Source organism: Kitasatospora sp. GP82 (genome assembly GCF_029892105.1).
In the GTDB taxonomy this organism is placed as follows: domain Bacteria; phylum Actinomycetota; class Actinomycetes; order Streptomycetales; family Streptomycetaceae; genus Kitasatospora.
The window spans coordinates 131,515-152,872 of the sequence record NZ_JARZAJ010000020.1 but is presented as its reverse complement, the minus strand read 5'-3'; the positions used below and the strand labels follow the sequence as shown (position 1 = coordinate 152,872).

Annotated in this window: 22 protein-coding genes and 3 pseudogenes; 13 read left to right on the top strand and 12 right to left on the bottom strand. The window is 68.7% G+C overall.

From position 1 onward, the window contains the following. Window positions 1–14: 14 nt before the first annotated feature. The 4 genes from P3T39_RS22385 to P3T39_RS22370 form a co-directional block, all read right to left on the bottom strand. A complete protein-coding gene (locus P3T39_RS22385) occupies window positions 15–326 on the bottom strand; it encodes a transposase (RefSeq protein ID WP_280700256.1) in 312 nt (103 codons plus the stop codon). A gap of 66 nt (window positions 327–392) precedes the next feature. After that, window positions 393–1,154, bottom strand: a complete 762-nt coding sequence (locus P3T39_RS22380) for a hypothetical protein (protein WP_280700255.1) — start codon at window positions 1,152–1,154, stop codon at window positions 393–395. A gap of 60 nt (window positions 1,155–1,214) precedes the next feature. Continuing rightward, on the bottom strand, window positions 1,215–5,066 hold the full coding sequence (locus tag P3T39_RS22375) for an RHS repeat-associated core domain-containing protein (RefSeq protein ID WP_280700254.1): 3,852 nt from the start codon (window positions 5,064–5,066) through the stop codon (window positions 1,215–1,217). Further along, complete coding sequence (locus tag P3T39_RS22370) at window positions 5,063–5,791, bottom strand: WXG100 family type VII secretion target (protein ID WP_280700253.1); 729 nt, start codon at window positions 5,789–5,791, stop codon at window positions 5,063–5,065. Before P3T39_RS22370 ends, P3T39_RS22375 begins: the two co-directional genes overlap by 4 nt. Before the next feature lie 216 nt (window positions 5,792–6,007). Between P3T39_RS22370 and P3T39_RS22365 the strand changes: the two are divergent. The 8 genes and pseudogenes from P3T39_RS22365 to P3T39_RS22330 all read left to right on the top strand — a co-directional run. Next, window positions 6,008–6,133: pseudogene (locus P3T39_RS22365) on the top strand (family 1 glycosylhydrolase); the annotation flags it as partial. 392 nt (window positions 6,134–6,525) lie between these two features. Further along, window positions 6,526–6,717 carry a hypothetical protein gene (locus P3T39_RS22360; RefSeq protein WP_280700252.1) on the top strand — a complete coding sequence of 64 codons (192 nt, stop codon included), beginning with the start codon at window positions 6,526–6,528 and terminating at the stop codon, window positions 6,715–6,717. Between the two features lie 2 nt (window positions 6,718–6,719). Continuing rightward, window positions 6,720–7,370 (top strand): DDE-type integrase/transposase/recombinase, encoded by a 651-nt coding sequence (locus P3T39_RS22355; protein ID WP_280700251.1) that lies wholly within the window; start codon window positions 6,720–6,722, stop codon window positions 7,368–7,370. A 10-nt stretch (window positions 7,371–7,380) separates the two neighbouring features. Beyond that, window positions 7,381–7,581 (top strand): annotated as a pseudogene (locus P3T39_RS22350) (integrase core domain-containing protein); the annotation flags it as partial. Window positions 7,582–7,587: 6 nt separating this feature from the next. Beyond that, window positions 7,588–7,743 (top strand): annotated as a pseudogene (locus tag P3T39_RS22345) (IS701 family transposase); the annotation flags it as partial. Between the two features lie 307 nt (window positions 7,744–8,050). After that, the gene (locus P3T39_RS22340; RefSeq protein WP_280700250.1) at window positions 8,051–8,779 is read left to right on the top strand and encodes an SDR family oxidoreductase; all 729 of its coding nucleotides are present in this window, start codon (window positions 8,051–8,053) and stop codon (window positions 8,777–8,779) included. Between the two features lie 111 nt (window positions 8,780–8,890). Continuing rightward, a complete protein-coding gene (locus tag P3T39_RS22335) occupies window positions 8,891–9,433 on the top strand; it encodes a hypothetical protein (protein WP_280700249.1) in 543 nt (180 codons plus the stop codon). After that, complete coding sequence (locus tag P3T39_RS22330) at window positions 9,430–9,702, top strand: hypothetical protein (RefSeq protein ID WP_280700248.1); 273 nt, start codon at window positions 9,430–9,432, stop codon at window positions 9,700–9,702. Before P3T39_RS22335 ends, P3T39_RS22330 begins: the two co-directional genes overlap by 4 nt. A gap of 147 nt (window positions 9,703–9,849) precedes the next feature. Here P3T39_RS22330 and P3T39_RS22325 read toward each other — a convergent pair whose 3' ends face one another. Both P3T39_RS22325 and P3T39_RS22320 read right to left on the bottom strand, forming a co-directional pair. Then, entirely contained in the window at window positions 9,850–10,428 is a 579-nt protein-coding gene (locus P3T39_RS22325; RefSeq protein ID WP_280700247.1) for a TetR/AcrR family transcriptional regulator, read from the bottom strand. A 67-nt stretch (window positions 10,429–10,495) separates the two neighbouring features. After that, entirely contained in the window at window positions 10,496–11,386 is an 891-nt protein-coding gene (locus P3T39_RS22320) for an SDR family NAD(P)-dependent oxidoreductase (RefSeq protein ID WP_280700246.1), read from the bottom strand. A 418-nt stretch (window positions 11,387–11,804) separates the two neighbouring features. Between P3T39_RS22320 and P3T39_RS22315 the strand changes: the two genes are divergently transcribed. Continuing rightward, window positions 11,805–12,302, top strand: a complete 498-nt coding sequence (locus P3T39_RS22315; protein WP_280700245.1) for a hypothetical protein — start codon at window positions 11,805–11,807, stop codon at window positions 12,300–12,302. A gap of 140 nt (window positions 12,303–12,442) precedes the next feature. On the opposite strand, the gene P3T39_RS22310 is transcribed toward P3T39_RS22315, so the two are convergent. From P3T39_RS22310 to P3T39_RS22295, 4 genes are all read right to left on the bottom strand, one after another. Next, window positions 12,443–13,183, bottom strand: a complete 741-nt coding sequence (locus tag P3T39_RS22310) for a peptidase E (protein ID WP_280700244.1) — start codon at window positions 13,181–13,183, stop codon at window positions 12,443–12,445. 189 nt (window positions 13,184–13,372) lie between these two features. After that, entirely contained in the window at window positions 13,373–13,519 is a 147-nt protein-coding gene (locus P3T39_RS22305; protein WP_280700243.1) for a hypothetical protein, read from the bottom strand. A 294-nt stretch (window positions 13,520–13,813) separates the two neighbouring features. After that, the gene (locus tag P3T39_RS22300) at window positions 13,814–14,560 is read right to left on the bottom strand and encodes a nucleotidyltransferase domain-containing protein (RefSeq protein WP_280700242.1); all 747 of its coding nucleotides are present in this window, start codon (window positions 14,558–14,560) and stop codon (window positions 13,814–13,816) included. A gap of 455 nt (window positions 14,561–15,015) precedes the next feature. Further along, window positions 15,016–15,507 carry a hypothetical protein gene (locus P3T39_RS22295; protein ID WP_280700241.1) on the bottom strand — a complete coding sequence of 164 codons (492 nt, stop codon included), beginning with the start codon at window positions 15,505–15,507 and terminating at the stop codon, window positions 15,016–15,018. A 614-nt stretch (window positions 15,508–16,121) separates the two neighbouring features. On the opposite strand from P3T39_RS22295, the gene P3T39_RS22290 reads away from it, so the two are divergent. Both P3T39_RS22290 and P3T39_RS22285 read left to right on the top strand, forming a co-directional pair. Beyond that, window positions 16,122–16,367, top strand: a complete 246-nt coding sequence (locus P3T39_RS22290; RefSeq protein ID WP_280700240.1) for a hypothetical protein — start codon at window positions 16,122–16,124, stop codon at window positions 16,365–16,367. Between the two features lie 108 nt (window positions 16,368–16,475). Continuing rightward, a complete protein-coding gene (locus tag P3T39_RS22285) occupies window positions 16,476–16,781 on the top strand; it encodes a hypothetical protein (protein ID WP_280700239.1) in 306 nt (101 codons plus the stop codon). A gap of 164 nt (window positions 16,782–16,945) precedes the next feature. On the opposite strand, the gene P3T39_RS22280 is transcribed toward P3T39_RS22285, so the two are convergent. Further along, window positions 16,946–17,665 (bottom strand): hypothetical protein, encoded by a 720-nt coding sequence (locus P3T39_RS22280; protein ID WP_280700238.1) that lies wholly within the window; start codon window positions 17,663–17,665, stop codon window positions 16,946–16,948. Window positions 17,666–18,151: 486 nt separating this feature from the next. Here P3T39_RS22280 and P3T39_RS22275 point away from each other — a divergent pair, with 486 nt between their 5' ends. Beyond that, a complete protein-coding gene (locus P3T39_RS22275) occupies window positions 18,152–18,586 on the top strand; it encodes a GNAT family N-acetyltransferase (RefSeq protein WP_280700237.1) in 435 nt (144 codons plus the stop codon). 180 nt (window positions 18,587–18,766) lie between these two features. Here P3T39_RS22275 and P3T39_RS22270 read toward each other — a convergent pair whose 3' ends face one another. Continuing rightward, the gene (locus tag P3T39_RS22270) at window positions 18,767–19,879 is read right to left on the bottom strand and encodes a beta-eliminating lyase-related protein (RefSeq protein ID WP_280700236.1); all 1,113 of its coding nucleotides are present in this window, start codon (window positions 19,877–19,879) and stop codon (window positions 18,767–18,769) included. A gap of 523 nt (window positions 19,880–20,402) precedes the next feature. Here P3T39_RS22270 and P3T39_RS22265 point away from each other — a divergent pair. Continuing rightward, window positions 20,403–21,224 (top strand): ATP-binding protein, encoded by an 822-nt coding sequence (locus P3T39_RS22265; protein ID WP_280700235.1) that lies wholly within the window; start codon window positions 20,403–20,405, stop codon window positions 21,222–21,224. The last annotated feature ends 134 nt before the right edge of the window (window positions 21,225–21,358 follow it).

Genomic DNA, 21,358 nt, shown 5'->3' with positions numbered 1-21,358 from the left:
CTCGTCGATGAGCTTCAGTACCGTCGCCGGGTCGGGTCGAGCTCCTGGGCGAAAAAAGCCGAGGCGGCCTTGAGGATCTCGCAGGACCGGCGGAGTTCGGCGTTCTCCTTGCGCAGAGCGGCCAGTTCCTCCTTCTCGGCGGTGGTCACCCGGTCGTCGCGCTCGCCGCGGTCGGCCTCGTCCTGGCGGATCCAGTTGCGCAGGGCCTCGTGGTGCACGCCGAGGTCCCGGGCCATCTGCCGGATCACCGGCTTCGGGTCGGCGGCCCGGTACGCGGCAACGGCTCGCTGCCGCAACTCGGGCGGATACTTCATCGGTGCAGCCATGGCAGAGGCTCCCTTCTCACGACCCATCAGGTCATGTCCGGCAACCTTCCGCACCTCGGGGGAACCTCAGACCGGATCGGACTCGAGTGCTGCCAGGATCGCCGTGGTGACCGTGAGCACGGTGTCCCAGTCCTCCTGGACGAGGTCCGGGAGGTCCTCCAGCATCTGCTGCGGCACAGGGCTGCCGACCGCACTCCTGAGGAGGCGCGACAGGCGGAGTCCAGATCGTCTCATGCAGAGACCGACGTTCCAGCCGTTCTCGTCCTGCTCGACCGAGACGTCGAGCTGCTCCGCAGCGGCAAGGTTATCGGGAGTCTCCGATCCGAAGGCCAGCAGTCCACCCGTCACGTTCCGGGCGAGCTCCTCCGGGGCCGTCCCAGGGCGGTCGCCCACGGCCGACAGCGCGGCTCGGAACCGGGCCCGTGCGGGATTCGGGAGCGCCTTGTCGTTCTGGATCGAGGGTGACCCCAGCGCCGACAGCACCAGTTTGGCCACCCGGAGCGCGCAGTCCCATTCCTGCTGGGTCAGGTTCGGCCATTGCTGTTTCACCTGTTCCGGGACATCCCGGCCGTCCGCGAGCCAGACGATCTCCGCCAGGCGTACGTCGTAGTCCCTCAGACAGAGCCCGAAGTTCCGTCGTCCGAACGCGTCCTCCTCGACCGAGACAGCGAGTTGTCCGGCCGCCGCCGCGAGGGCGGCTGTCTCCGGGCCGAAGGCGAGCAGTCCCGCCGCCACCTCGGCGCCGAGCTGCTCGGCGCCGGACTCCCAGCGATCGCCGAGCCCGAACAGGGCGAACTTGAACCGGGGCCGCGCGGTCTGCTGCGTCACTGTGTGCATCCTCCTCGAGTCACCATGGCCATACCATCATCCGCTGTCGCGCTGCCGGCCTCACCGCCGCCTCCGCTTGCCGGCGTTGCCGCGCTCGACCTTGGTGACGGTGGTCTCCTCGACGCGCTTGTTGAACCGTTCGATCTCGCCCGCGGGCAGCTCGAAACGGCCGGGCTCGTTGGTGGGCTTGGTCTCCCACTGCTTGAGCCAGTCGTACGTCCCGGGCTTGCAGCGGAACTCCATCTTGTGCGTGTAGTGCTTGGCCTGGCCGAGGTTCCCGGCGCTGAGGTCGGCGTCCGCCCGCGCGATCCACTTCGGCTGCCTGTCGTGCGGCTTGAACTTCGGGACGAGCCCACCCTTGCCGTCGTTGGCGGCCAGGGACTGCTTGGCCTCGGCCTCACTGCCGTAGCGGATGATGATCTCGCACTTGGGCTTCTTCGCCAGTCCCAGCGGGTCGGTCTCGGCCAGCGGGTTGCCGACGTACGCGTACGGGTCGGGCGCGGGCTCCAGGCCGAGCGGATCGGGACTCAGATAGCGGGCAGTCTGCGGGTCGTAGTAGCGGTAGAGGTTGTAGTGCAGGTCGCTCTCGCGGTCCAGATACTGGCCCGGGAAGCGCAGCGGGCAGTCCGCCATGTCCTCCTGAGCGGCCAGGACGTCGCCCCACAGGGTCGTCCGGGAACGCCAGGCGACCGTCCCCTGCTCGTCGACGAGCTCAGTCGGGGTGCCGACCAGGTCCGTGACGATGGCGTAGAACCGCCGGTCCACCTCGCGCTGCGAGGCGTCCCGCAGGCTGACCGTCTGGGTGAGCACCCGGTGGTGGTCCTGGTCCCAGTCCCAAGTGGTGACCTGCACGGTGCCGGTTCGGAGGTCGGTGCGGGCCTGCTCCGCGAGGACGGTGCCGTCCCAGACGAAGACGGTCCGCTCGACCACGCCCGTGCCGTCCGGCGTCATCCGGACCTTGGCCACTCGTCGGCCGAAGGGGTCGTACAAGTAGCGCCAGACGTCGCCGTGGGGAGTGGTGAGCGCGATCAGGCGGTCGTCGGCGTCCCATTCGTACTGCCAGACCCGGCTTCCACCGGAGAGCAGTCGCCGGGTCTGACGGATCAGTCGGCCCTGCCCGTCGTACTCGTAGCCGACGCGTCCGGCGCGCTGGAGCAGGGCACCGGTGTAGCTCCGGTCGCCGACGGCATCTGACCGGGTCGGATCGGACGCCGGCCAGTCGGCCGCAGCCAGGTTGCCGGCGCCGTCGTAGGCATAGGCCTCGCGCCAGTTCTCGCCGGTGACCGCGGTGACCCGGCCGGCCGCGTCCAGGGAGAAGCTCCGGGAGCCGCTGCGACTGTCGGTGATGCTCGTGAGGTAGCCGTCCGACCGATAGCCGAAAGTCCGGCGCTGCAGGGTCCGAGGCGATGTGTCGACCGTGACGCTGACGTGCTGCTCGACGAGCCTGTCCGCGCCGTCCCATGCCTGGTGCAGCGTCAGGGCACCGAGCCGACGTGACACCTCGCGGCCTGCCCGGTCGTATCCGAAGCTCAGTGAGCGCTGACCGGCCGTCAGGGAATCGATCCGCCCGTTCGGGCCGTAGGACCAGGAGCTCTCAGCGCCATCGGGTGTACGGCGGGCGGTCCGCCTGCCCGACCAGTCGTATGCGTGCGCCAGCGTCAGGCCGTTGCAGGTCTCCGCCACCGGCCGCTTCGCTGCGTCGTAGTCGACGGACAGTTCGACACCGGGCCCGGAGGTGCGCAGCAGTCGACCGACCGGGTCGTAGGAGAACGTGGTGAGCACGCCGTCGGCGTCCTGTTCCAGCGTGCGACCGACGGCATCCCGGCGGTACCGGACGGTTTGGCCCGCGCCGTTGGTCCGACTGAGAAGCTCACCGGCCGCGTCGACCACGTACCGCACGGCCCGACCGTTGAAGTCCCGCTCGGCGACCAGCCGACCGACCGCGTCGTACTCGTAACTCCAATGCAGGCGATGAGGGTTGGTGACGCCGAGCACCCTGAGCTCGGTGTCGTACTCGAACTCGTACCGGGCTCCGTCGGCTCCGGTGCGGGCGGAGACCCGGTCGAAGAACGTGTACTCGAAGCGCTCCGAGGCGCCCGTCTCGTCGATGTGTTCGAGGAGGTTGCCCTCGGCGTCGTACTTCCACCACTCGGTACGGCCCTCGGGGGACGTCCGCCAGGCAGGCCGACCGTCGACGGTCCAGCCGCAGGTGATGACGCCGCCGAGCGCGTCGGTGAGGGTCTGCGGGTTGCCGAACGCGTCGCGGACGCAGGTGCTGACGGACCCGTCGGCGTCGGTGATCGAGACGACCAGGCCGGCGGCATCGGTCCCGAACACCGTGGTCCGGCCCGTGGCGTCGCTGACGGCGGCCAGCTCACCGAGCTCGCCGTAGGCGTAGCGGGTCTCCGCTCCCGCCGGGTCGGCGACGGCCAGCAGGTTGCCGCGCTCGTCGTACTCGTAGCGCCACACCGAGCCATCGGGCTCGACGACCTGGACGGGCTGCCGAAGGTCGTTGTGGACGACCGAGGTGACCGTGCCGTCGGCCAGCGTCACGGCGGCCAGGTTGCCGTCGACGTCGTAGCTGTAGGACGTCGTCCGCCCCAGCGGATCGGTGCGGGAAAGCAGCAGGTCATGGCGGTCCCACAGGGAGGTGGCGACCCCGCCGAGGGCATCGGTCTCGGTGATGACCTGACCCAGGTCGTTCAGCTGGTAGACCGTCATGTGACCGAGTGAGTCGCGGACGGTGGTGGTCCTGCGATCGTTGTCGTAGGCGAACACCGCGTCCAGGAAGCCGCCGTCGCCGCGGGTCTGCACACACCGACCCGCGCGGTCGTAGAGGTAGCGGTAGCGGTGCTGGTTGCGGTCGGTCCAGGAGGTGATCCGCCCGGCCTCGTCATAGGTGAAGCGCAGCGGCGCGTCGGCGGCGTCGACGACACCTGAGAGATTGTTGTTGCCGTCGTACTGGAACCCGGCCAGCCGCACACCCGAGAGCTCGTCACCGGCTGCGCCGAGCAGGCGCAGTCCGGTGATCCGGGCGCCCTCGGAGTCGATCGCGATCCGGTAGCCGCCGCTGTGCCGGACCTCGACCGGCACACCCCGCTCGGAGTAGTCGACGTCGATCCGGTTGCCGTTGCGGTCGGTGATCGCCCGCAACGGCACATGCGAGCGGGCCCCGTGCGGTCCGTGGCCGCCGTCGTCCACTACGGGTTGGTCGAAGTGCCAGGTCAGGCCGCGGACCGGGTCGCTGATCCGGATCTCGGTGCCGGCGTGCGGCTCCCACTCCAAGGGGAACCGGGGACCTTCGACGGGCAGCGTCTGCTCACCGGGCGTCGGCACGGGGTACACCAACAGCATCCCGTCCTCGGTGGCGAACACGACGCCGTCGCCGTCGAGCTCGACCCGCTGGTCCAGCGTCGACGCCCAGGACGGGCCGAACCAACCGCCGTAGCGGTACGTCGAGAGATGGGTCCGGCCGAGCATCAGCGGCAGTGTCCCGGGAAGATTCACGTCCTCGTGCTGAAGCAGCATCTCTCCCGAGGCGACGTCGATCGGGTCGCTGCGGCAGGTGCGCTTCGACGGCGGGACCGCCGTCTTCCGCGGTTCGCTCGCACCGTCACGGAGCCGGGGCGACTGCGGATTTCCGGAGCGCCCGGTCCCGGACGGGGCACCGGAGTGCCTGCCAGCACCGCCGCGGTGGGAAAGGCCGGACTCGCCACCGTCGCCCCGCCGGTGGAGCCTGGTCAGCTCCTCCGCGTGCTTGGCATCCACCTCACGGGTGTTCTTGGCAACCTTCCTCAGGTTGTCGCCGGTCTTGCGGTACAGGCCCTTCACGGCCGTACCGGCATCCTCGGCCAGCGTTTTACCCAGCTTCTGCGCCCCATGCTCCAGGGCCCTGACGATCTGGTTGCTCACTCGAAGCTCACCCCCGCAATCCTCGACCGGAACATCTCGGCGTGGTCGGCGACCGTCTCGGCCTGCCGGTGCATGATCTCCGCGTGCGCCTCCAGCGCGCCCGGATCGATCCGGAACCCGCCGCCGGAGCCATCGGCGCCCCCGGACACACCGAGCGCCGCCTCGGCGGCCTCGTACACCAGGCCGCTCACGGCTCGGCTTACCACCTCCCCGAGCGGGTCGATCGCCGCCTCGACGACCTGGCCGATGATGTACTGCTCCAACTGCTGTTCCAGGTAGTTGACGAGCTTCCGCGCAGCCATCTCGATCGCCACCACCGCGGCCTCCGCGGCTCCGAGGGTGGCCACCGCTGCCGCCTGGTCGGCCACGAACGCCGCGGCCATCACCACGAGCTCGGCGATCGTCTCCACCTTCATCGCCACGACGACGTCGGCCGCCGCGTCGAGAGCAGTGGCGACGACGTGGCAGGCTTGGACCAACTCGTTCATGTGAGAGTCCGACATCTGCGCCCACTTGGCGGCCAGGGCCTCGTACGACGCGCCCTGGTAGTCCTCGCCCAGTCGCTGGACGGTGTCGGTGGAGTCGCGGTGGACCGCGTCGACGTTGTCGGCGAACTCCCGTACGTGCGAGGCGAACTCGCGAACCCTGTCCTCATTCACCGTGGGCCAGTTGATCCCGATGAACGACAGGAACGACACCACCTCGTCAGGCAGCTCGATCGCCAAGGCGCCCCCCTACGCCAGACGGTACATAACCGTTCGACGGTATCTCACGCCGCCTACCTGGCCAAACCGCTTCCACCACCAATATCTGTTCGATATCCGTCGGCCGCACGAACCGTGCTCCCGTAGTGTTCCGAGGCCCGGGGCTGGTAGATCGTTCGGAAGGCGGAGCGTGCTGAGTCTGCCGTCCGAGTACAGTGACAGGGTGTTCGACGCACTGAGGGATTCGAGCAAAAATTCGGTCTGGTGTATGTCGACTTCGAGACGCAGCGCCGCACGCCGAAGGCGTCGTATGGCTGGTATCGCGACCTGATCTCCGCCCATCGGGCGGGCCATGCAAGGTAGTTGGGCTACCGGGGCGGTGGTGGCGCGCGTCAGGCTCGACACTGGTCGGTGGGCCTGGCGGAAGAGGACGTTCGCAGCCGCGTGCCGCGAGCAGGGGGTGATGACAGGGTGTTCGACAAGCCCAGGCGCCGTCGCCAGTAGTTCAGTCCGATGCCCTGACCAGTTGTGAGGTTGGTCCTGTCCCGATGAGGCACTCCAAGTATTATCGGCTTCCCCGAGATTGCGTATGCCAGGTACCGGCGCCCGATCGCGGCCTACCGCGCGCGGAGCGACGCGGATCAACAGTGCTGGCCGCAAACATGTGACCTTCCCCCTTGTAGCGTAGAGGCCGTGACTGAAGGGGAAGTTGGGAGTCATGGCAGACAAGAGGCGGAAGTGCGACGCGGAGTTCCGTGAGGGGGCTGTGCGGATCGTCGCCGAGACCGGGAGGCCGGGAGGCCGGCGGTGACGGGACGCTGGGCGAGTCCGAGCGCGACGAGCCGGCCCGGCTGCGGCGGCAGGCCGCCGAACAGGCCAAACGCGTCCGGGAGTTGGAGATGGAGCGTGATGTCCTCAAACGCTGCATGGTCCTTTGGGTGAAGTAGCTGTGGCGGACCCGGTAGCGCTCGCCGGGATGATCAGCGACCAGAGGACCGGGCACGGCATCCCGCACACCGTCTCCTGCCGCGCACTCGGAGTCTCCGAGCCGTGGTTTTACAAGTGGCGTCGCAGACCGGCCGAGCCGACGATGCGCGAGGTCAGGCGTGTGCGACTTGAGGAGAGGATCACGTACTTCTCCCGCCGGTCGGGCGACACCTACGGCTCGCCGAGGATCACGCTCGACCTGTGGGCCGAGGGATGGAAGGTCTCGGTGAACACCGTCGCCGCGATCATGGCCGACCTCGGACTTCAGGGCCGCAGACCGCCGCGCCGGCGCCGCTCGCTGACCCGGCAGGGCAAGCGCAAAGCGGCCTCCGACTTCGTGCACCGTCACTTCGATGCCGTCTCGCCGAACGTGCTCTGGGCCGGCGGTATGACCGAAATCGACACCGGGGAAGGCAAGTTGTACTTGGCCTCGGTCATTGATCTGTTCTCGCGCCGCCTGCTCGGCTATGCGATGGGTGCCCACCATGACGCGGCCCTGGTTGCCGCGTCGCTGTGGATGGCGGCCGCCGCGCGCGGCGGCGCTGTGGATGGCGTGATCTTCCATCCGGACCGCTGGGGAGTACACGACGGCGGCGTACAACGAGCCGTGTGACCGGTTGGGCGTGGTGCAGTCCATGGGGCGCGTGGGGTCGGCGCTGGACAGCGCCGCCGCGGAGAGCTTCAACTCGCTGATCAAGGTCGAGTACATCCGCCGGCACCAATTCGCTACCCGCACCGAGGCCCGGCTGAAGATCGCGACCTGGATCAGCGGCTTCTACAACCCGCGCCGCCGGCACAGTGCGGCCGCAGGGCTGCCGCCGGTGGAGTTCGAGACCGACTACCGCGAGATGGAGCAGGCCCTGGGCCTGGGAGACTACGAGGGCCGGACCTACCGCGGATTCCACCATCACGTCACCCTGGTGTCAGCCGCGCACCTGTTCTGCCTGGAACAGCGCCTCAACCCAAAAGAGCAGGACACGCCCTGAGTCTGTATCAGGTCGTGTCCTTCCTACAGATCGCGCTGATCACCGCCCTGCGGCGTTGCCCAGCCTGCCACCGCAACCCGAACGACCTCACCGGCCTTGGTCAAGGACCATGACCGAGTCCTGCCCCAGGGGATTGACACCACCGAGCTCCCGCCGCGATCCTCGCGCGGATGCTCGGCATCCACATCCAAGTCGCCGTCCAGCGGCAGAAGGCATCCGCCGGAGACTGGGCCGCCTACGCCGCCGACGTCAGCCGCCGCACTTCACCGCAAGATCCGATCCACGTCCACGAATCAGGAGCATCGACATGAGATTCGACAACCACCGAGTCGTCGTCACAGCCGCTGGCCGCGACTTCGGGCGAACGCTGGCCATCCAACTCGCGGACCTCGGCGCCGAGGTCTTTCTCTCCGCACGCAGCCTCACCGCCGCCGAGTGCGTCCGCGACGAGATTCGCGACCGAGGGCACCATCAGGTCCACGCATTCGCCTGCGATCTGACGGACCCCGCCTCGATCCGCGACTTCGCCTCCGATGTCGCCCTGCATACTGACCGGGTCGACATACTGATCAACAACGGCTCGCGCTACCTCGAAGGGCCGGACCTCCTGTCGGCCTCCGACGCCGATGTCGTCGACACCATCGCATCCGGCGCCACCGGCACCGTCCTGACCGTGAAGAATTTCCTCCCTCTCCTGTTCAACTCCGACAAGCCGGATGTGGTGACCATGGTCTCCGCCTGCGGGACGGCCGGCCACCAGCGCTCGCACGCTCACGACGCCTTCTACGCAGCCAAGAGTGCCCAGGCGGGGTTCGCCGAAGTCCTCTCCAAGCGCCTGCGGCCGCAGGGAGTGCGGGTGATCTCGCTCTATCCACCCGATTTCGACAATGCCAACCCGCTCTCCGAGGAGTGGGAGAGCACACCGCGGGGGGCCAAGGACGCCCTCACAGCCCAATCACTCGTGGAATGCATCCTTTTCGCTGTCGCTCAGCCCCGGGACTGCTTCATCAAGGCGTTCCACTTCGAACAGGTCTGACCGATCCCCTCGCAGGTTCGCACATCGCGCCTGATGCCAGACCCGGAGCAGTACATGGGCTCCGGGCTGCGGGTATTCGGACAGTTCCAGTACCCGACTCCACCATTACGCGTGACAGAGAAACGCACCCGTCAGGCGGTTGATCGCCTCGTCACCCACCAGTTCGACCGCAACGGCAACCGGCTCTGGGCCCAGGCCAAGGCCCTGCTGGACCACGGGCACGCCCGGATGCGCATCAGGCAGGTCGCCGTCCCGTTCGGCATCTGCGTCGAACCCGGCAACGTCAAGGCCGGCGGGCACGCCTGCCCGTTCCGGTTCCGCTGCCTGGGCTGCGATCGTTTCCGCACGGACCCGTCCTATCTGCCCGATCTGCGGGTCTACCTGGATACCCTGCTGCGGAACCGGGAACGCCTGGCCGCTGCGAGCGAATTGGACGACTGGGCCCGTACCGAAGCCACCCCGTCCGACGAGGAGATCAACCGGCTACGGCACCTCATCCGCAGAGTCGAGACCGACCTCGACAGCCTGACGCTGGAGGACCGCGAGGAGATCCGGGAGGCCACTGCGACCCTGCGCAAGAGCCGCACCGTCCAGCTGGGGATGCCCACAGTCAGGCCGCCCGCCGCCAGTCTTCGACTCGACCGAGACGCATGAGCCAGCCATCACCGACCAGCCCCCTCACCCAGGCCCGCGCCGACGACTCCGCCCGTCGGCGCCGCCGAGTCCTCAAGGCCCTCGACGACCTGGTCGGCGACGGCCAGCCGATCAGCGTGTCCGCCGTCGCGCGCCTGGCCGGTGTTCACCGCAGCCTGATCTACCGGCACAGCGACCTGCACGTCGCCTTCCTGGCCCGCGCCGCCCAACCGCCCGACGGCCCCACCGGCCCCAGGTCAGCCGCGTCACGGAATTCCCCACCCTCGTGATCACGATTCCCCAGGGGGACGGCGGTTGCGGACCCTGTGTGTCATGCAGGTCATGGGGGCCAAGTAGCCATCTCCCGCAGGCGATCGGACTCACCGGCACCGGCGGAGGCCGCCCGGATCACCCCAGTTGGTGCGCGGGTGCTGATCTCACGCGTGCTGTGGCGTGGCACGCAGACCTTCGAGAAGTGTGGCCAGGTAGCGGTGTGCGGTGTCGATCCGGTCGGCGGGTGTGCCGCCGTGGACGTTGACGGCGTAGGCGATGCCGCACATGAGCGGGACGAGGTCGGCGGCGGCCAGGTCACGTCGGACCGCTCCGGCGTCGCGAGCCCGGTCGAGGAGCGCTGTGCCGACCGACTGAAGCGCCCTTTTGAGTTCCGTGGTGCGCGGCAGGGTGTCGGTGGCTGCGGCGGCGACCGGGGCCAGGGACGCGTCGGTGACCTGCGCTTCGACGGTGCGGAACAGGAAGCCTTCGAGCGCGCGCCAGGGGTCGGTGTCAGCCAGCGCCTGCTGGCCGTGGGCGGCCAGGGCTTCCAGGCAGGAAGTGGCGACGGTCTCCAGCAGCGCCTCGGGGGTGGCGAAGTGCCGGTAGACGGTGCCGACGCCGACTCCGGCGCGGCTGGCGACGTCGTTCAGCTGCAGGGGTATGTCCTGGTCGACCAGGGCACGGGCGACAGCGACGATCCGGTCCCAGTTGCGGGCCGCGTCCTTGCGTAGGGGCGTCGTCATGGGGGACATGCTAATCGGATGACCCATCCGGATGATGCCGCCGCCGGTACCCCCGCCGCCTGGCGGGTCAGCTGGTCGTCAGAGGTGCGTGCCGTTCGCTGAGCCGGCGCACGTCCTGAGCGACGCGGGGGTCGGTCGCTGTCCGGAACGGCGGCACCGGGTGCGCCTGGGCTCCGATGACGATGCCGGTCCGGCCTGCAAGGGCGTCGTCGGTGGCGGCGACGATCGAGGGTCGGGCAGCCAGGGACGCCGGCCCCGACGTGGAGCGTTCGAACTTGCGGCGCACCAGCGGCCACAGCAGCCGCAGGGCTGGTGAGACGATCTTCGGGTCGGTCAGGGTGCCGTTGGTCATGTCGGTCGCGGCGCCTCCGGGATCGGCCGCGAAGACGGAGACGGCCGTGCCTTGTAGTCGGGTGGCCAGGTCGAGCGTGTAGGCGAGGTTGGCGAGCTTGGCGCGGCCGTACCAGTGGAAGCCGTAGTAGCCGCCGGGCGGCTCGACGGTGTCGAAGGCCCGCTTCGCGAGCCCGACCGCACCCGAAGTCACGTTCACGATTCTGCTCGGCGCCCCGGCCGTCAGCGTGGGCAGCAGCAGTTCCGTCAGCAGGTACGGCGAGAGGTGGTTGACGACGAACGACGCTTCGATCCCATCCAGGGTCCGTCGCTGCGGGAACATCGCCCCGACGTTGTTGACCAGCACGGTCAGCGGTTCGCCAGAGGCGGCACGCTCGGCGGCGATCCGGTCGGCGAGCGCGCGCACCTGGTCGAGCGAGCCGAGATCGGCGGGCAGGAACCGTGCGGGGTGTGCCGGGTTCGTCGCGTTGATTCGGTCGACGGCCTGGGCGCCCCGGTCGGCGTTGCGTCCGACCACGGTGACTGAGAACCCGGCGCCGGCCAGCCCCAGGGCCGTCTCCAGTCCGATGCCGGCCGTCCCCGCCGTGACCACAGCTGTCTTCGTCATGTGCCCCTCCACCCAGTCATACGGATTGTTCATCCGCTTGGCGGGGACCGTAGCACACAATCGGATGATCTATCCGCTTAGGGGTGTCGGTCGGCCGAACAGGCAATGCCGGACGGCATGAAGCCGCTCCGATCCCGAGTACGCCGGGACGACCTGGGCACCCATCGGCCAACGTTCCCACCGGACACCTGGGGAATTGCGTGACGTTTGCCCTGGGGAATTACGTGACCGTCCACACGTGGGGCTGGTGAGCTCGCACGGTCAGTGTCACTTGTCCACAGGCCGAGCCGTGATGGGGCGTCGAGCTGAGTAATCAGTGCGAGCTTGGCAGGCCTCAACCGCCAGGGGGCTACCGCTGTCCGCGATCTCCGAAAACCGTGGCGCGTGAGTGTCGTTCCCGGTCGCTAAGGCGCGGCGCATGCAATCGCTGATCACCGCCATCTACGAACACGACGATGCTGCCCATTTCCTGGCCTGGCCGGGTGACTTTGACCTAGACCGGGGAGACCCTAGCGAGGACGTCCACCTCGCGTCGGGCGCGGCGCTGGAGGGCTTCGCGGGTGATGGAGCCGGGGGCACGTACTTCTTCTGCGGCGCTGGTGGGGAGGAACGTCCGGTCCTGTACGCGGACTCCGAAGGCGGCGCGGCTCTGGTCGCGATCGGCCTGCCAGAACTCCTGCGACTCCTCCTGGTCGCGCCCTGGTGGCGCGACTGCCGAGCGTTCACTGCGGAGGAGAGCGGTGAGCTGGCTGCCGAGTACCTGGAGGACATACCTGACCTGGCAGTTCGGCGGGACCGTGCGGCCGCCGCGCTCGGCCTTGACCTTCCCACCGAGGCCGACGTCCTGACCCGCCTATGCGAGGTCGCGACCGAGGCAGGCAAGGACTTCATCCTGGATCTTCACGCCGGAGGATGAGCCCTACGACCCGCTGATCAAGGGCTAAGCGGCACCCCCGTCGTCGACAATTCCGGCGCTACTGGTCATAGTCGACATTGAAGCCATGGCTAGCTGGCGGCGGAGCGCGGGCGCCGCTGTAGGCGGCCCTGGCCGTGTCTCTAGCGCCGCGGTGAAGGTAGCCAGCGGGGTTCAACGCGCTCCTCGACGGCCGATTCACCGTCGCGCACGACGACGTAGGCGCCCTTTCCTGCCGCCTCTGTGACGGCTTCGACCAGCTCGGTTCCGCGGTAGACCAGGCCCACCCCGTCGTCAGTGCAATGCGAGACGGGCAAGGTGCCGTCTGCGACGAGCCTGTGAATCAGCGGGCGTCGTCCCTTGTCACTGTCGTAGTGGACAGCGTTGCCGTAGGGCAGCAGGCCGAGTGCGTTGGTGAGCGGCCGCAGTTCAGGTCCGAAGGAGTCGGTGGGGCCGCCCTGGAACCAGCAGATCGATCCCGCGCTGACACCGCTGAGCACGACGCCGGCCTCCCAGGCGCGTCGGAGGATCATGTCGAGCCCGTGGACGCGCCACACTGCCAGTAGGTTCGCCACCGAACCGCCCATGACCCAGACGACGTCCTGATCGAGGACGGCGCCCTCGACGTCCTCGACGTTCGGCATGGGGAAGAGCTGAAGTGGCGTCAGGTCGAACCCGGCGACTCGAGCGGCCTCGGTCATGCGTGCAGTGAAATGCTCGGCGTCGCCGATCGCCGTTCCGACGTACATGACCCGAGGACGGCGTCCATGGACACCTGACAGATCGACCGCGTGGTGTACGAGAGCATCGAAGGCCACCCTGGTGCGGTCTCCAACGCGGTGACCACCAGAGGTGGCGAGAATGGTGGGCTCTGACGCAGTCATGACTCACGACCCTACCGAGCCACCCCGCCCAACTCGAACGGGGGCAGTGCTGGCGGGCCCCCTCCCGAGACGGTTGCGCCGCCCACCGCTACGCGCCCACCTGCTGACGTGCTCAGAGCCGCGAACCGGAGACCTGACCCGTCATCTGAAAGTGCATCAGTTCTGACAGGCCACCTCCAGGAACAGGCACTAATTGTGAACACCCCGACCTTGTTCCTCGGCGCGTGCCGCGAGGTACTCGGCCAAGTTGCGTCTGGCGTAGGCGACCCAGCGGATCGCGGTGTGGCGGTGCATGCCGGTCAGGTCGGCGAATTCGCCGGCATGCTCCTCGACCACCTCGCCACCCAGCCGAACAGCACCTGGCTCTTCCCCGGGCACAGGGCCGGACAGCCTCTCGACCCCTCGACCCTCCGCGGGAGGCTCGCCGCTGCGGGCATCCGCCCTGCACGGCCGCACCGCCGCCATGCGCCAACTCCACCTCCAGGCCCCACCTTCCGTGGTCGCCGGGATGCTCGGCTACCACTCCGTCCACGCCGAGGCGATCGCCGCGGAAGCCGGAGGAACCTGGAAGCACTATGCTCCCGGCGACCACACTCGATGGCCACCGACGCCGTCACCGGCCTCAGCCCGTCAACGCCCGGAGGCAGCCGCAACCGATTCGATGACACCGCACCAGGTCCTGCGATAGCCCTCGCGAAGAGGCCCGCCGACCAGGTTGAGAATCCCTGATGCCGCGTCGATCATGAGTCCCGGGTCTCCCGACTCACACAGGTGCAGGTGCCCTTCGAGCAGGGCGGCCCCACGCTCTGCGTCCGCTTCCAGAAGGCGCCGCGGCAGCCACTTCCCACCGCCGATCCACGCGTGGTGGTAGTCGCAGAGCAGATCGGCTGCAGCGTTGAGAACGAAACCGGCCACCGCAAGGCGCTCGATCTGGTCGCCCGCGTCGGCGAGATCGTCCAGAGTGTCCGTCAGCCCATACCTCTTCGTTTCGACCGTCTCTGGTTCCAGCGACGGCGGACCCTCGCGGAGGTCCGCCTCGGCCAGGGCACGGGCGCGTCCGGCCTCACCATTCGTGTCGAGCAGGACGAGACCGGTGGCATACATGCTCTGCAGGACCGCGCGACGTGCGGCAACGTCCGCTGCGAAGAGGTCCACGAGACCGGCACGGGTGTGGATGAAGAGCTCGACAACACGTCCCTCGAACCGGATCGTCTCCCGGCAGGTCTCGCCGCCGTCTCCGATGAGCACTGCGATGTCCAGGTCACTGCCGGCAGTGGCTCGCCCCGCAGCCGTCGACCCGGCAAGGATCGCAGCAAGCGCATCGGGGAAACGGTCACACGCGAGACGTCGAGCCTGGTCGACGGGGTCCGGGGTCATGACGGCCAGGGTTTCAGGAACCTTGTGTCAACGGCGACTGGGTTTTCCATTCCCACCGGCTTGACCGCTACGAACCGTGACGGATCCGAGAGCACGGAGCATGGATGCGGACCAGTCGAACAACAGCTCCTACCAGTACTGGATCCGCTGAGCCCCGTGGGTTCGAGACAACTGAAGGTGTTTCAGCAGGAACTCGCGGGTCGGATGCTGTGCTCGGGGGGATCGACCCGTGAGTTCGCCTCCAACTCAGGGAGAAGAATCCTGGCCCACAGGCGTCATCGCCTCCTGGAGATGCGCCTCGACCGGACCCAGGTGCTGGCCAGTGGCAAAGGTCAGTCTCACCGGCAATCGCTGCGCTGGTGTACCGGACGCCGGTGGGGTGGACTGCTGTCGGCAGTCCACCCCACTCAAGAGGTGCGGGGGCTCTCGTCCATCCCGCTACAAGCCGTTCGCGGTCACCACACCGAGCTGACCGGCGACTCCACGTCGCCGTAATAGCCGTAGTGGCCGTTAATGGTGGCCCAGAAGCCCACACGCACCACGTACGCGCCGCTGCCAGGGTTGTAGTTCTGGCCGTTGTCGCTGATCCAGATGGCGTCGTTGGTGCCCGGTCCGTACCAGCCCATGCAGCCGTAGTCGTGCGCTTCGGACCAGCCGCCGAAGCCGTCCGACTTCCACAGCTGCGCGCACGGGAAGACGCTCGGGCTGCCAGGGTCGAGCGTGACGGCGATGCGGGCGTAGAAGCCACTCCCGCCGCCGCCCCACTGGTCCTCGGCGCAGGAGTCCAGGTGGATACCGTTGCCCTCATTGGCGAAGCTGCCCGTGTTGTCGGAGCGGCAGCCCCAGTTGCCGGTCGCCGCCGAAGCGTTGCTCGTGCCCGCCACGACGCCGCCCAGCGCCAGCGCCCCCACCACGGCGACGCGCGCTATCCGGCTGATCTTCTTCACAGGATCCCCCGTTTCTCCGAGGCGGGCCGCCGCGTGGCGGCCCTGTCGCAGTCTTCCACCGTCGTGAACCCTGTCAAGGGTGCCTGCCGGCTCAGCTCCCCACGCCCCGCGGAGGCCCGCTGTCACTGCTGGCCGTTCCGATCCTCCTCACGGGCCGTCCCCGAGCTGAAGGGCGGCCGCGTCGTGCTCGCCGAGGCGACGAGTACGCCTGAACTGCCTCGGCCCACCCGGCCGGTGGAGTGATCAGCGCATCGCCCCAGGTCAGCCAAATCCGTTGATTTTGCGGCCGATGATCCGGCTACCCCGTCCCGTACCGCCGCCAGCGCCGACAACCCGCGCCTCCTCGCCTCGCACTACGCCGCCCTGGTTGCGGCCCGTGCGCTGCGCACTGAAAACGTCGCGCCCCGTCGCTTCGTCCGGGGCGGAACCGCATGAAGGCCATCACAGGGACGCGATAGTGTCGCCCGATGCCGCAGCACCACCGGGCCGGTCCGGGCCCCGAAGGTACGGACCTAGCCAGGGTCGCCCTGCAGGCCGTCCGGTCCAGGGCCCGGAAAATCGCATACGGGGCCGCTGCCGGACGGCCGCGGCGAGGCAGACGCCCTGTTGTCCTGGTGGAGGCGGTGCTGCGCGAGGTCCTCGATCTGCCAAAGAGGGAGACCAGCCAGTCCCGGACCACCGGTTACGGCCTCCACATGCGGTGGTCCGGCATCGTCGGACCCGAGCAGGCTGCGCACAGTACCCCGACCGTCGGCGGTTACCCCGTGATGGAACGCGGCTTCGTGGAGCTCGGCGGCTGCTCGGCCGAAGTCGCGGACCGCCTGGCCGCCGTGCTGGAGGAGGCGAACGAGGGGAAGTAACCGGGCGCGGACAGCACCCTCGCCGCCTACCTCGGCCTGACGGCGTGGCCGGAGCTAATCCACGACCGGCCCGCCGTCACCTACCCGCAGCCCCACGGCCAGCTGGCCTTGCCGGTGCTCGCCGCCGACGGCCGGGCCTGCCAGCGCGAACCGGAGGGTTGGGCCCAGCCGCACCCGGGCTGGACCGCCGTACTCGACGCCCAGCACCAGTGGCTCCAGGTCACCTGGTCCGGCGGCCTGCCGTGGTTCACCGGCCTGCTGCCCGTCACCCGCGACTGGCGACGGGCAGCGCGCAACGCCGGCGCCGTCCTGCAGATCACCGGCCCGTTCGCCCACCCCACCGAGGGTGCCGACGCTGGCCCAGCTGGGGACCATCCCCGCGGGCGCGGGGAGCAGAGGAGTGAGCGGACATGAGACCGGACGGGGGCGGGACCGTCCCCGCGGGCGCGGGGAGCAGACCTCTGCTCTGGGCGACCTCATCCGATACTTCCGCATTCGCAGCCATGGCCAGATGCTATGCCGACCGCACCACCCCGGTTAGCAGCTTCTCAACCTGCGAAGGTGATCTGCCCGACCGGTCAGCCAGCGGCGATCCGGTCGGCGTCCGCGTCCGCCTTCTCCAGGGCCTGCCGGGCCTCGGCGACATCAGCCCGCGTCTGGTCGGTGGTCTCCGGGCCGAGGCCGTCGGCGGCGAGCCGCCACAAGGCGCTGGCGCCGTTGCCGTTGTCGTCCCGCCAGTCGCTGAGCGCATCTGGTTCGTTGTCCGCTGTGAAGTGCGCGTCGGCCTGCTTGAACGCGTCCATGTCGCTGGTGTCGTTGAACGAGTGCTGGTACCAGTCCTGGTAGCCGGAGCTGCCGATCAGCGCCGCGCCCTGGTCGACCAGTTCCCGGTAGTGCTGGTCGTTGGCTTTGAGGATCGCGGCGGCTGCCTTCCGGTCCGTGGCGGAGGCCTTCCCGGTGGAGGAGGGGACGACCAGCGGCGCGGTGGGTGGGGTGCCGGGCTTGGCACTGGAGCTGGCGGCGGGCGTTGCGGTCTGTGCCGGAGTGGCAGCAGGGGCGGAGGCGGGTGTGCTGGGCGCTGTGCTCGGCGAAACGTTCACCGCCGGACTGCCTGGTGCGGCGCCAGCCACGCTCTGCGTCTGCTCCTTCTTCGGAGGCCCGACGATCGCCCCGAGCACCACCAGGCCGGCCACACCCGCCACCATGGCGCCGCAACCGATCGCCGCGTTCTTCCGCTTCGACGGGCGCGGCGCTGGCTGCGGCGGAACCCACTGCGGCTGGGGCTGGAAGTCGGTCACGGCGACACTCCTGTGATCACGGGACTGGTCCGCGCTACACTCCCACCAGCCACGCCCGGTTCGCCCGGGGATTGCCCAACCGTTATCCCCACCAGCCCAACACAGGGTCAGCCTGCCTCAGATGGACGACACTCAGGTGGTGAGGTGTCAGGCGTCAAATCGGAGCTATATCCTCGCGGGCGCGGGAAGCAGTCCTCCGGGGTCCACAGGTCCGGCTCCGGGTTGGGACCATCCCCGCGGGCGCGGGGAGCAGTCAACTGCGGGACGAGTTCTCGGCGACGGGTGAACCGAGGTTCTGGCTCAGGTTCCGTGATCTGGTCACAGCCCGTGAGGTGGTGGGGTCGTGATCACCTCGGCTCTGCGAAGCTATCGCCGTCTGGTTGACCTTCTGCTTCACCCTGATCGAGACCGGCACCGAATCCCTCCGCAGATCGCCGAAGCCGAACACCGCTGCGGCCACTGAAGTTCGGGGTAGTGTCCTGGTGCATGAGCCTTGACGTTGAGGTCGTCCGCGAGACGAACGGCGAGTTGGTGGATGCATTCGCCAGCCTGCTGCCGCAGTTGTCGATGACGGCCAAGCCCCTGGACCAGGACGCGGTCGCCCGGATGGTGGCGTGCAACTCGAATACGCTGCTGATCGCCCGGCTCGACGGAGCGATCGTAGGCGCGCTGACGTTGGTCCTCTCCCCGCTGCCATCCGGCCTGCGGGCGCGCATCGAGGACGTCGTTGTCGATGCCGCCGCGCGTGGCCACGGAGTCGGCGCGGCCCTGACCGATGAGGCACTTCGCCTGGCGAAGGACGCAGGCGCTCGAACCGTTGACCTGACGTCCCGCCCATCACGCGAGGCTGCGAATCGTCTCTACGAGCGTGCTGGTTTCCAAGCCCGGGGTTCGAGGGTCTACCGGTTCACGATCGAATAGCCCCTCGGGGCTCGGGCTCGGCCAAGCAGTTTGCTCGTCTGCGTCGGAAACGACGCCTGCTCCTCCGGGCTGAGCCTCTCAGGGACGCAGCACGAGGGGCCCCGGACGGTGCATCAGGGCGGCAGCGAAGCCGCGGCATCAACGCGCATGGTGGTCGTCAGGTAAGCGCGTTCTTCGCGCCTAATGTGCGGAAGCGGCGGCCAGCTCCAGGAAGCGCAGCCCGACCTGGGTCACCTCGTCCGCCGTCCACTCCAGCGCAGGGCCGGTGAGGCTCACCTCCGCCATCGCCAGGCCGGGTGCGGCGTCGGTCCAGTGCGAGATGAACCACGTCCGCTCCTGCTCGACGAGGGCCAGGTGGGCGACGTTCAGCGCCTTTGCGGGGTGCGGGAGCCAGAGCTGGAACTCATGGGTAGGCGGGACGGCGGGGTGGATCCGGGCGCCAGGGAGCGCGGCCAGGGCCGGGGCGAGGGTCGCGGCGTGGCGGGCGAAGTCAGGCAGCTTGGGCAGGACGGTGTCCAAACCGGCGAGCGCGGCGAGCGTGGCCGGCCACTGCTGGTAGAGCGTGCCGCCGTAGCGGTGACGCCAGGCGCGGGCGTAGGCGGTGAGCGCCGCGTCACCGGCCAGTGCGGCGCCGCTGATGCCGCGGAGGTCCTTGTAGAAGGAGACGTAGACGTTGTCGGCGAGCGCCGATATCTCGTCAAGCTGACTGCCTAAATGGGTTGTTGTGTTCCACAGCCGGGCGCCATCGAAGTGCACCCGGGCGCCGGCCGCGTGGGCCACCGCGGTGAGCTCGACCAGCTCCTCCCAGCTCGGCAGCAGATAACCGGGGTCGCGCAGCGGGAGTTCGATTGCCAGGGTGCCGAACGGCTCGCCCAGCGCGCCGAGTTCCTCGGCGGTCGGCAGCCGCTGCTCGGTGGTGGGCCACAGGCCGCGCAGGCCGGTGAGCTGAGTGTAGGCGTGCCGCTTCAGGTGGCTGAGCGGGTGCAGTGCGACGGCCGGACGGCCAGTCAGCTCGGCGCCGTAGCGCAGCGCGACCTGCTGGGCCATGGTGCCGGTGGGGAAGAACACCGCGTCCTCGGTGCCGAGCAGCGCGGCGGCCAGCTCCTCCAGCTGCCGCACCGGCCCGTCGCTGCCGTAGCGGTAGGGCTCGACGTCCAGCCCGTCCAGGGCGGCGAGTGCGGTGAGCCGCTCCCGGATGCCGAGGAGACGCTCGCCGGAGAGGAACCGCTTGCAGGCGTTGCGGGCCGCACGGCGCCGCTGTTGCTCGTTGGCAGTGTTCTGATCATCGCTCATCCGGCGATTTTCGGCTCGACAGGTCGGTCGGACCAAGTGCTTCTCGTAGCCGAAGACCACGGCCTGGCCCCGGTCGCGCAGGCAGACCTTGAGCAGGGTCCGGGCCGACGTGGGCGGCGGCACGGGAGGAGTGGGACAGCTGCTTCCCCGGCGACCCGGCTCGGATGCGCGGGCACGCGGCGTGGGCCGTGCCATACCCCTTCGACCTTACGGATTGTGACCGGTTCACGGAAGCTGAGTCAGAACCTCATTCGACCTGTTGAAAACACAACCGGCCGGTCACTGGCTCTCCTCTCGGGCCGTCAAGGAGGACAGAGCGGCCGATCGGCCACAACAGCCCGGAGGGGGACAGAATGCTCACCGGGTACGGCTACGACGATGATCACCAGCTCCGCCAGGACTACGTGAGGCGAGAGCTTAACTGCCCCGAGGACCTCGAGCTTTCAAATCTCACCGTGAACCATGCCCTTGAGTTCGCCTTCCTTACCGCCGCGCAGCCGATTGTCTACGGCGAGACTTCGCCATGCGCCAGCTCACAGCCGCCCAGGCCGACGACCTCTACGAGCTGGTCAGCGAGCGACAGGGACGGTCCCTGATCATCACCAGCAACCGGGCGCCCAGCGACTGGTATCCACTCTTCCCCAACCCCGTCGTCGCCGAGTCGCTCCTGGACCGGCTGATCAACACCAGCCACCAGGTCATCATGAACGGCCCCAGCTACCGGCCGAACAAAGCGACCCAAGAACCCCGCCGACAGGACCGACAAGCCGTCGATCAAGAAGGTCATGCCCCGGCGATCACCGTGGAGGAAGGTGGGTTCGCTGAGGTGTCGCCGTCTCGACGTCTGACCGCCGGTGGAAACCAGTTGCTGCGGGGCCATGGCGGGCGGCGATACTCCAGCATGGGCAGAAACGCCGAGGTCATCGTGCTGGCACTTTGGGCAGAGGAGGTCATGGAGCCCCTGATGCGGCCGGATCCCGAGCGCACCTGGGACGGGAGGTTCGCCCCGCTAGGGGGGAGCATCTATGGGTGGTTCGTCGAGTTTGATCACGTGCGGCCGCGATCCGGTCTGCTGAAGTATCTGGAGTCGCTGCCCTGGCCCATGCCGGAAAGCGTGCAGGTGCTGATCCACGACGAGGAGGACGACTGCTTCGGCCTGTGGATGCTCCACGACGGCAGGCTGGTGGAGGTGCCCATTCCCCGCACACGGCGGGCCTACTGGTCAGGGCCACCGAACGAGAAGTACCCGCCGGACCCCGGGATTCTGCGGCGGACGGACTGCGGTCCCATCAACTGGCCCGAGGAGATCGAGGGCGGTGACCACTCTCGGCCCAAGGCATGGTGAGAGTGGTGACGCGCCGAGCCAGGGCCAGTACCTGGGGAATTACGTGACCGCAGACGCGGGGAATTACGTGACCGCAGACGCGGGGAATTACGTGATCGTCCACAGAAGCGTGGTGAGCGCCGTCCCGGCCGCTC

Excerpts from the sequence above, each read along its gene's own strand:
- P3T39_RS22385 (WP_280700256.1), bottom strand. The coding sequence starts at position 326 with ATGGCTGCACCGATGAAGTATCCGCCCGAGTTGCGGCAGCGAGCCGTT.
- P3T39_RS22340 (WP_280700250.1), top strand. The coding sequence starts at position 8,051 with ATGAGATTCGACAACCACCGAGTCGTCGTCACAGCCGCTGGCCGCGAC.
- P3T39_RS22330 (WP_280700248.1), top strand. The coding sequence starts at position 9,430 with ATGAGCCAGCCATCACCGACCAGCCCCCTCACCCAGGCCCGCGCCGAC.
- P3T39_RS22325 (WP_280700247.1), bottom strand. The coding sequence starts at position 10,428 with ATGACGACGCCCCTACGCAAGGACGCGGCCCGCAACTGGGACCGGATC.
- P3T39_RS22320 (WP_280700246.1), bottom strand. The coding sequence starts at position 11,386 with ATGACGAAGACAGCTGTGGTCACGGCGGGGACGGCCGGCATCGGACTG.
- P3T39_RS22315 (WP_280700245.1), top strand. The coding sequence starts at position 11,805 with ATGCAATCGCTGATCACCGCCATCTACGAACACGACGATGCTGCCCAT.
- P3T39_RS22310 (WP_280700244.1), bottom strand. The coding sequence starts at position 13,183 with ATGACTGCGTCAGAGCCCACCATTCTCGCCACCTCTGGTGGTCACCGC.
- P3T39_RS22300 (WP_280700242.1), bottom strand. The coding sequence starts at position 14,560 with ATGACCCCGGACCCCGTCGACCAGGCTCGACGTCTCGCGTGTGACCGT.
- P3T39_RS22275 (WP_280700237.1), top strand. The coding sequence starts at position 18,152 with ATGAGCCTTGACGTTGAGGTCGTCCGCGAGACGAACGGCGAGTTGGTG.
- P3T39_RS22270 (WP_280700236.1), bottom strand. The coding sequence starts at position 19,879 with ATGAGCGATGATCAGAACACTGCCAACGAGCAACAGCGGCGCCGTGCG.
- P3T39_RS22265 (WP_280700235.1), top strand. The coding sequence starts at position 20,403 with ATGCGCCAGCTCACAGCCGCCCAGGCCGACGACCTCTACGAGCTGGTC.